Origin of the sequence: Vibrio sp. V39_P1S14PM300, assembly GCF_009904765.1 — a bacterium.
GTDB lineage: Bacteria > Pseudomonadota > Gammaproteobacteria > Enterobacterales > Vibrionaceae > Vibrio > Vibrio proteolyticus.
Genome location: NZ_WXWP01000298.1, coordinates 1 through 8,458 on the forward strand (window position 1 = coordinate 1; position 8,458 = coordinate 8,458).

Annotated in this window: 10 protein-coding genes; 6 read left to right on the forward strand and 4 right to left on the reverse strand. The window is 48.2% G+C overall.

The annotated features are described in order from the left end of the window. Together CAG65_RS15130 and pilW are read left to right on the forward strand one after the other, a co-directional pair. The coding region (locus tag CAG65_RS15130) for a homoserine O-succinyltransferase (RefSeq protein ID WP_161454177.1) at window positions 1-859 on the forward strand (859 nt) is incomplete at its 5' end. 140 nt (window positions 860-999) lie between these two features. Next, window positions 1,000-1,716: a type IV pilus biogenesis/stability protein PilW gene (gene pilW, locus CAG65_RS15135; protein ID WP_021705546.1), complete on the forward strand. Its 717-nt coding sequence runs from the start codon at window positions 1,000-1,002 to the stop codon at window positions 1,714-1,716. Between the two features lie 25 nt (window positions 1,717-1,741). Here pilW and rlmF read toward each other — a convergent pair whose 3' ends face one another. Both rlmF and CAG65_RS15145 read right to left on the reverse strand, forming a co-directional pair. Further along, entirely contained in the window at window positions 1,742-2,809 is a 1,068-nt protein-coding gene (gene rlmF, locus CAG65_RS15140; protein ID WP_161454178.1) for a 23S rRNA (adenine(1618)-N(6))-methyltransferase RlmF, read from the reverse strand. Window positions 2,810-2,815: 6 nt separating this feature from the next. Beyond that, entirely contained in the window at window positions 2,816-3,316 is a 501-nt protein-coding gene (locus CAG65_RS15145) for a M48 metallopeptidase family protein (RefSeq protein WP_161454179.1), read from the reverse strand. Window positions 3,317-3,472: 156 nt separating this feature from the next. On the opposite strand from CAG65_RS15145, the gene CAG65_RS15150 reads away from it, so the two are divergent. Further along, window positions 3,473-3,703: a glutaredoxin family protein gene (locus tag CAG65_RS15150; protein WP_021705543.1), complete on the forward strand. Its 231-nt coding sequence runs from the start codon at window positions 3,473-3,475 to the stop codon at window positions 3,701-3,703. A gap of 70 nt (window positions 3,704-3,773) precedes the next feature. On the opposite strand, the gene CAG65_RS15155 is transcribed toward CAG65_RS15150, so the two are convergent. Continuing rightward, entirely contained in the window at window positions 3,774-4,718 is a 945-nt protein-coding gene (locus CAG65_RS15155) for an OmpA family protein (RefSeq protein WP_161454180.1), read from the reverse strand. Window positions 4,719-4,943: 225 nt separating this feature from the next. After that, window positions 4,944-5,813, reverse strand: a complete 870-nt coding sequence (locus CAG65_RS15160) for a LysR family transcriptional regulator (RefSeq protein ID WP_021705541.1) — start codon at window positions 5,811-5,813, stop codon at window positions 4,944-4,946. Between the two features lie 106 nt (window positions 5,814-5,919). Here CAG65_RS15160 and CAG65_RS15165 point away from each other — a divergent pair, with 106 nt between their 5' ends. Genes CAG65_RS15165 through CAG65_RS15175 form a run of 3 tightly spaced genes read left to right on the forward strand, consistent with a single transcriptional unit; the run spans window position 5,920 to window position 8,383 of the window. After that, window positions 5,920-7,128, forward strand: a complete 1,209-nt coding sequence (locus CAG65_RS15165; RefSeq protein WP_161454181.1) for an MFS transporter — start codon at window positions 5,920-5,922, stop codon at window positions 7,126-7,128. Window positions 7,129-7,171: 43 nt separating this feature from the next. Further along, entirely contained in the window at window positions 7,172-7,747 is a 576-nt protein-coding gene (locus tag CAG65_RS15170) for a DUF1415 domain-containing protein (RefSeq protein ID WP_161454182.1), read from the forward strand. Between the two features lie 60 nt (window positions 7,748-7,807). Further along, a complete protein-coding gene (locus CAG65_RS15175; protein WP_161454183.1) occupies window positions 7,808-8,383 on the forward strand; it encodes a nucleoside triphosphate pyrophosphohydrolase family protein in 576 nt (191 codons plus the stop codon). Window positions 8,384-8,458 lie beyond the last annotated feature (75 nt).

The following is an 8,458-nucleotide window of genomic DNA, read 5'->3' on the forward strand; positions in this document are numbered from 1 at the left end:
CACTCAGGAGATTCGTCCACTTAAGGTGCTGATCCTGAACTTGATGCCAAAGAAGATTGAGACCGAAACCCAATTCCTGCGTCTGTTGTCCAACTCCCCACTTCAGGTGGATGTTGAGTTGCTGAGAATCGATGATCGTCCAAGTAAAAACACACCAACGGAACATCTGGACACCTTCTATCGTCAGTTTGAAACCATTAAGAATCGCAATTTCGATGGTCTTATCATTACAGGCGCCCCGCTAGGTTTGGTTCAGTTTGAAGATGTTCTCTACTGGGAGCACCTTCAGACCATTATGGCATGGGCCAAAGCGCATGTGACATCAACCCTTTATGTCTGCTGGGCGGCTCAGGCAGGGCTAAAACTTCTGTACGACTTGCCCAAACGTACGCGTAAAGAGAAGTTGTCTGGTGTTTACCATCATGAGATTCACGATCCACACCATCCGGTTCTGCGCGGCTTTGATGATACATTTTTAGCACCACACTCCCGCTACGCTGATTTCTCACCGGAATTTCTCAATGAACATACCGATCTGGACATTCTGGCCACGTCCGATATTGCCGGTGTTTATCTCGCCTCCACGAAAGACAAGCGCAATGTGTTTGTCACCGGGCACCCTGAATACGATGCCATGACACTGCACAACGAGTACATCCGCGATTTAGGTGAAGGCATGGAACCGGCGATCCCAATCAACTACTACCCAAACAACAACCCGGACAATAAGCCAATTGCCAGTTGGCGCAGTCACGGGCATTTGTTGTTCTCTAACTGGCTGAACTACTGCGTTTATCAACAAACACCGTACGATCTTGAACATTTCAGCGAAGACAAGTTTACTCGGGACGAGAACTGACGGTTGGGATTGGTTACACCGCCAGCAACTGGCGGTGCAATCTCATGTATATTGCCAGACAGATCGCATTGTCATGCTCCGGAATACTGAAATCCGTCACTCTGACTTATCATACGAGGGTGATTTCAAAGGAGTGAACCATGCGGCTTTGTTTTGTGGCCTGTCTGTTGCTGACCCTCACGGGGTGCATATCGGTATCGGACAACCAACAGACAGAATTTAAACCTAACCCTGTTGATATGTCAGAATCAAGAATAGCCCTAGGGCTGGGTTATCTGGATCAGGGCAACATGCCCCGTGCCCGTGAGAATCTGGAACAGGCTCTCAAGCACGCTCCCGACTACTATCGCGCCCAACTGTCCATGGCCTACTACTACGAAGCCGTAGGTGAAGCAGAATCGGCCGCAGCGCAGTATCGTCAGGCACTCAAACAGCACCCTCACAATGGCAACGTTTTGAATAATTACGGCACGTTTTTGTGTAAGCATGGTAAATACAACCTGGCAGATATTTACTTCAATAAAGCCATCCACCAGCCGGACTATTACCAGGTCGCGTCTTCTTATGAAAATGCCGCGTTTTGCGCCTTAAAGTCAGGCGATAAAGCACAAGCCAAAAACTATTTCCAGCAGGCCGTCGATCACAACCCAAACCGGATTCGTGCGCTATTCCAGTTAACCCAGTTGGATATCGATCAAAAAGACTATACCAATGCCAGGCAACGCCTGTTGCAGTTTCAGGAAAAATGGGGCGTGCATCGCGCCTCATTGGAAATGCTGATAAAAGTCGAAGAAAAAGCGGGCAACACCCAAATGAAGAACAGCTACCAAAATCAACTGCTGGCTCTAAGCCATTAAAAAAGCGAGCCGCAGCTCGCTTGCATTATCTTTGCTTGGCTTTAAACCAACGCGCTCTTTGCTCCGGCGTTTGAAACGTCCAGGCGATAAAGCGACTGATTTTCTGTCCCTGACTCATTTCATAAACCCGTGCTTCTGCCGCGCCAGCTTTCTCCAGATTTTTTCTCATCCAGCGAACGTTCTCTTTTTTTGAGAGCAAACTGGTAAACCACAATACCTGAGCGCCAAAGTCACGGCTCTCAAACGCCATGTTCTTAATAAACGACGCTTCGCCACCCGGACACCAGAGTTCAGCTTTCTGACCACCAAAATTCAATACGGTGTTGGCATCCTTGGCCGGTTTTGCAGATTGATGGGACTGGCCTCGCTTTGCCCGGTTTTCATTCAGATTACGTAATTTCCGCTGTGTCCCTTGCTCCGCTTCCGCCAATGATTTGTGAAACGGCGGATTGCAGGTGGTAATGTCGTAATATTCACCCGGTTGGATGATACCTTGAAACATGAAACGACTCTGTTCCTGAAGCCGACATGTCACTAAGCCAGCAAGAAAACGATTGTTAGCTACGATCTGATTGGCATTTTTGACCGATACCGGATCAACGTCACTGCCTACATAACGCCATCCATACGCAACAGAAGCCACAATCGGATATATGCAGTTCGCCCCTACACCGATATCCAACGCCTGAATCTGGTTGTGCTTTAATCCTGGGCATTCGTTGCTCAGCAGTTCGGCAGCGCGATGAATGTAATCAGCCCGCCCGGGAATCGGTGGACACAAATAGCCTTGAGGAATATCCCACGCCTGAACACCATAATAGTGTGCCAAAAGTGCCTTGTTCAGACATTTCACGGCCGTCGGATCCGAAAAATCGATACTTTGCTCACCTTTTGGATTTTTGACCACGTGAGCTTTCAGCTCCGGCAGCGCTCTAACCAGTTCCTGAAATGGATAACGTCCCCGGTGCGGGTTGTTGGCGTGTAAGCCCGCTTTTCCTTTTATCGTTTTAAATACCATGCTGCTTTGGGATTCGGCCTGTGTCTTTCCTTGGGCGACTGCACGCTGTAACGATCGGTTATTTTTTTTAGTCATATTGGCTTACTGGTTTTTCAGTTCCTGATAAATCATGAACAAGCGGGCATCAAGTTCGAGTTGGTGGTAATCCGGCTCCATATGACAACAAAGTTGATAAAATGCTTTGTTGTGCTCTTTTTCTTTAAGATGGGCCAGCTCATGAACCACCAACATCTTCAACAGAGGTTCTGGTGCATCTTTGAAGATACTGGCAATACGTATTTCATTCTTCGAACGAATTTTTCCACCATGCACTCGTGAAGCATAGGTATGAAGTCCCAGAGCATTGTTAATGAGATGAATTTTGCTGTCGTAAATGACTTTGCTCAATGGGGCCGTTTTCTTCATAAAACGATTTTTGAGCGCCATCGTGTAATCAAACAGGGCTTTCTCACTCTTGATAGTGTGTTTTTCTGGGTAGCGATGATCGAACCAGCGCACTAACTTACCGGATGTCACCAAAGACTCTACTTGCTCAACAATGTGCTGCGGGTACCCGTGCACGTAACGAAGTGAAGAATGCATGACTCACCAACTCTGCCATCATGTCCTGAAATGAAAGGCGGCAAGTGTATCAGATATGCACGGCCGTGTTTACAACTGAAATGGCCAGCGAGCGCTTTTGTCTCGGGTCGGTTTTCGCTACACTAGCTTGCTAAATTTTCGAAACCCCGTATAGCTATGAAACGTGTTGTTCTGTACGTCAAAGACAAATGCCCACACTGCAAAGATGCTCAACGTTATCTGGAATCAAAAAACATTCCGTATCGTCTTTGCAATGCGAAAATGCAGCGTGGCCGTAAAGAGCTGGATGCCATCGGCGCCCGTTCTCTGCCGGTGCTTAAAATTGGCGATCGTATTATGATTGGTTGGAATCCTGCCAACTTCGAAAAAATGTACCGCTCCAAATAGCGAGCGGTTAAAACGACAAAAGCCCCGAGAATATCGGGGCTTTGGCATTTTAGTGTCAACTAAAAAAGACTTACTGTTCAACCGTGTACTCAAATTCTGGTACGTACACATCAACACGGCGGTTCTTAGCGCGGCCTTCTCTGGTCGAGTTATCTGCAACCGGATTGCTCTCCCCTTCACCGCGGGCAGAGATGCGATTAGCCGAGATACCACGCTTCATCAGATCATTTTTAACAGATTGCGCGCGTTTCTCTGAGACCATCTGGTTATACTTTTCCGTACCGGAAGAGTCGGTATGCCCCACGATTTCGACATTGGCTTGAGGATACTTGTTGAGGAAATCCACCAGCTCACCCAAGTGCTGTTCACTTTCAGGTTTTAGCTCGGTGCTGTTGAGCGCGAACAGGCCTGAACCCAGTAGCGACGCTTCGTAAGTTTTGGTCATAACCACAGGCTCTTCGACAACCATCTCCTCTTCCACCATCATCACCGGCTCTTCTTCGGCACCAAACTTGAATGCCACACCCAGTGTTGCAGAATTGGCTTCTGCGCGAACGATATCATTGTTGATGTCTGTCAGTACCTGGTACTCCAGACGGACCGCAACTTTCTTGTGTGGGTCAAGTTGCAGACCGACCGCCCCCAGATAAGAGGCGTCGTTTTCGTCACCATAGTCGACGTACGCACCACCAAACTTGCCGTAGACAGAGAACGAGTCGGTTAAATAGAGGTTGAGTTTCGGTGCCAGAGTGAACGCCTGAACGGAATCGTCGTCAAGACCAGCAGCATCAAACTTACCTAAGTGATCGTAGCCAGCTTCAAGTGACAGAAAATCCCAGAACTGGTAACCACCAAAGACACCCAGAGTCACATCTTCGTCATCACATGCGGATGTAGAAGTACATGCGTCATCCAGCCAAGATTTACCTGCTTTAGCACCGAGATAGAACTCAGCTATTGCAGACGTTGACGCCAATAACATTGACGCTGAAATTAGTGCAGCGAGCTTTTTCATTGTCATTCCTTAGTCTGTTTTTCTAATTACATTCCAGCTACGCACTTTTACCACTGCGCAACCTTATGAACATAGATTGGAACAAACAAAAGTCAAACCAGACAAAGCGGAAACAAATTGAATTTATTAAAATTAATGAAACAAATTGTGTACCGTTCCAAAAAACTCGAAAAATAATGAGAACTTTCTTGATTTTTGGCTGTCTCCCGACTCTGTACCCAATAATCACACATAGCGCTTGATGAATTCGATGAAAGTACGGTCCGCTTTCGACAAATATCCGTCTTTACGCCAGGCTAAAGCTAAATCGAGCATAACGGGCTGTTGAAAGGAAATACCAACCACATCCTTTTCGTGCTGAGTCACCAGCTCCAGCAATGCCGTAATCGCGAATTCGTGCTTTACAATACTGAGTATCATCGGCAACAAATTGGTTTCAAACGAAAATTTCATGCTCAGCCCATATTTCTCACACACAGCATCAATGAAGTCCCGGTGAAAGTAGCCCGGTTTGAACATCACTAGCTCGTGCTCAAAAAATTCGTCAAAGGTAAGCGATGCTCGCTCGGCCAATGGATGATCTCGACCCACCACTGCGACCATTTCCGACGTCAGCAGATGGTCCGTTTCCAGATCGTCCGGCACATCCGCATTATTGATCACGCCGATATCCAGCTCACCGTCCAGAAGCATCTGACGTATTGATTGTGTTCCGGCATCGATCAAGGTCAGTTTCAGGTTCGGGTAATGACTTTTGAACGCCATAACAATCTCAGGAAAAAAGTACGACCCCATCATACTTGGCGCCCCCAACCTGACCTCTCCTTTTTCCAGACCGATCAGTTCATCCATGGCCAGTTTAGCGTCATCGAATTGTTGCAGGATGCGCTTGGCATGTTCATAGAGCACCTTCCCTTCGTAGGTCAACTCAACCTTACGGTCTTGCCGACGAAACAGCTCCACGCCTAATTGAGCTTCAAACTTGCGAATGGAGATACTCAGTGCAGGCTGAGCTATGTGCAGGGCTTTCGCCGCCATGGTGAAATGTCCGTGGTCAGCGACAGCGACAAAATGTTTCAGTTGGCGACTGTCCATAGTGAATATAAAAAATATATCATTGTGATATTTTTAATATATTTAATTAATCCAGAAGTAAATGATAACTTAATCACGTTTTCTACGTGAGGTGATGAGTCATTTTATGATCGAATTAGGCAGCCGTGAATACCGCCATGTTGTCTTGAGCCTGGCTCTGGGTTCGTTTCTGGTTTTTTGTAACTTATATGTTTTTCAGCCAATGCTGCCCTACATGGCGGTCGAGTTTGGCGTCAGCGAAACGCAAGTCAACTGGATATTTGCTGCCTCAACGTTGGCACTGTCGCTGTTTCTGGTTCCCTGGGCTATCAGTTCCGAATCGTTCGGGCGCCGGCGTATAATGCTACTTGGGCTGTTTGCCATGCCGTTAATTGGCGTTCTGATGGTGTTCACAGACAGCCTATGGTTACTGGCCATGACTCGTGCGCTGATGGGAATTGCGCTGGCAGCTTTTGCGTCCGTCGCAGTGGCCTATATGGTCGAAGAGTTGTCACCGGCCGCGTTCAGTCAGGCGATTGGTGGCTATATTGCGGCTAACTCTCTGGGTGGTATATGTGGACGGATCGCAGGCGGAATGATCACAGAAGCATTTGGCTGGCATGAAGCGGTGTTGGCCATGGCAGCCTTCAGTTTTGTCGGCGCCGTTGCAGTCTGGTCATTGTTACCCACTCAGCAACATTTCACGCCCACTCGTGGTCTGTTTTTTCATCATAACCGTGCCTTGGTTAAACATCTCTCTAACCGTACCATCTGGCTTGCCATGTTGATAGGCGGTGCCAATTTCGCGTTGTTTGTCAACCTGTACTCTGTGATGGGCTTTCGCCTGGTCAGTGAACCACATAATCTGCCTATTGGCTTGGCCTCGTTGATATTTGTCTGTTATCTATCCGGAACCATCAGCTCTAAACTGACCGGGCAATGGACTAAACGCCGCCAGCCCATTCCCGGGATGGTGACAGGCAGTATTCTCAGCATGATTGGCATGTGGCTGGCGCTGGTCGATCAATTGCCCTTTATGTTGTTAGGTCTAATCCTGATCAGCTTTGGCGCGTTCTTCACCCATACGCTGGCTTACGCCTGGGTGAGCCAGAAAGCCACGCAAGCAAAAGCGACCGCAACGGCCCTGTATCTGGTGCACTATTATGTTGGTGGCAGTTTGGGCGGGTTCTTCCTGATTTATTGCTGGCAGCATGGTGGCTGGTTGAGCGTGTCTCTGGGAGGAATGCTGCTGTACGTCTGTATTTTTTCGCTCTGTTATGCGTTATCCAAGCGCCAATCGGCTGGTGAACAAAACCAACACCAAGTGACGGCGTAATCTGGTACACTCAGCCGCTTGTTCAACTCAAATACGTGTAGTCATGTCAGAACTCCAATCAGCCGACAGCAATGCAATAGCTCAGCAGGTCGAGCAGTGGTTAACAGAGGTGGTGATCGGGTTAAACTTATGTCCGTTTGCCGCCAAACCTCAACGCAACAAGCAAATCAAGATCTTCGTCAGCTCAGCAAACCAGGATGAAGACCTGCTACAGGATATCCTTGACCAGATCATTGAGCTGGACGAAACCGAACCCGACGCGCTGGAAACAACCTTGGTCGTCGCGCCACACATGCTTGCAGACTTCTTTGAGTACAACTTATTTATTGATTGGGTCGAGGCACTGATTCGCCAACATGACCGCGAAGGCGTTTACCAGGTCGCGACCTTCCATCCTAACTACTGCTTCGCCGGAACGGCACCAGACGATGCCGAAAACCTGACTAACCGTTCCCCTTATCCAATCTTTCACCTGATTCGCGAGGAGAGCATGGAACGAGTTCTGAAACACTACCCCAACCCGGAAGCCATTCCGGATACCAATATCGCCCGGGTACAAAACTTAACCGAAGCGGAACGCAAACGGCTCTTCCCGTACCTATTTGGCTCTCTGAGATAGCCGCAAGACAGGGGGTCTGGTAAGATTGGCCCATCATTTTGACCACAATGGACCGGGATAATGCACTTATCTAAACTGACCCAAGACATTTTTGATCACCTCTACCGTGACATCACCGAATTCAGAAGTACTTTTGATCTTCCGGTGGCAGCACCTGACAGCCTGGATGAGAAGGCGGATACGCTGCATACCTCTTTAGCAATTGAAGAGCTGACGGAACTGGCTGAGGCTGACAATAAAACAGAGCAAGCAGACGCGATCGTCGACAGTGTCTACGTGCTGATGGGACGTCTGGTGCATCTTGGGCACGATAAAGTTGAGGATAACCTGGCAATCAGCTACCTGATTGATTTGTTACTGAACGTGGCCGTTAATCGTGGTATCGAGTTCCTTCCATGTTGGGATGAAGTTCACTCAAGCAACATGAGTAAAGTGTGCCGCAATGAACAAGAATACACCGACACAGAAGTTCACTACGCTGAGCAAGGCATTAAACTGATGGCGGTCCAAAAAGGCGACTACATCATCGCGAAGTGTGCGGAAGACTTTGTTTCCGACGCCAAAACCATTCGTCAGGGAAAAGTGCTGAAATCGGTGTACTACCGCCCTGCTGATCTGGCGCCACTCACTCGCTAAATACGGCAATCAGCCTGTCAATAACATGCCGACCCAATGGTTGGCATGTTACGTTTTAAAAGCAAAAAAAAGCCA

What these genes read in the sequence shown, in the direction of transcription:
- pilW (WP_021705546.1), top strand. Translation starts at nt 1,000, where the DNA reads ATGCGGCTTTGTTTTGTGGCCTGTCTGTTGCTGACCCTCACGGGGTGC.
- rlmF (WP_161454178.1), bottom strand. Translation starts at nt 2,809, where the DNA reads ATGACTAAAAAAAATAACCGATCGTTACAGCGTGCAGTCGCCCAAGGA.
- CAG65_RS15145 (WP_161454179.1), bottom strand. Translation starts at nt 3,316, where the DNA reads ATGCATTCTTCACTTCGTTACGTGCACGGGTACCCGCAGCACATTGTT.
- CAG65_RS15150 (WP_021705543.1), top strand. Translation starts at nt 3,473, where the DNA reads ATGAAACGTGTTGTTCTGTACGTCAAAGACAAATGCCCACACTGCAAA.
- CAG65_RS15155 (WP_161454180.1), bottom strand. Translation starts at nt 4,718, where the DNA reads ATGAAAAAGCTCGCTGCACTAATTTCAGCGTCAATGTTATTGGCGTCA.
- CAG65_RS15160 (WP_021705541.1), bottom strand. Translation starts at nt 5,813, where the DNA reads ATGGACAGTCGCCAACTGAAACATTTTGTCGCTGTCGCTGACCACGGA.
- CAG65_RS15165 (WP_161454181.1), top strand. Translation starts at nt 5,920, where the DNA reads ATGATCGAATTAGGCAGCCGTGAATACCGCCATGTTGTCTTGAGCCTG.
- CAG65_RS15170 (WP_161454182.1), top strand. Translation starts at nt 7,172, where the DNA reads ATGTCAGAACTCCAATCAGCCGACAGCAATGCAATAGCTCAGCAGGTC.
- CAG65_RS15175 (WP_161454183.1), top strand. Translation starts at nt 7,808, where the DNA reads ATGCACTTATCTAAACTGACCCAAGACATTTTTGATCACCTCTACCGT.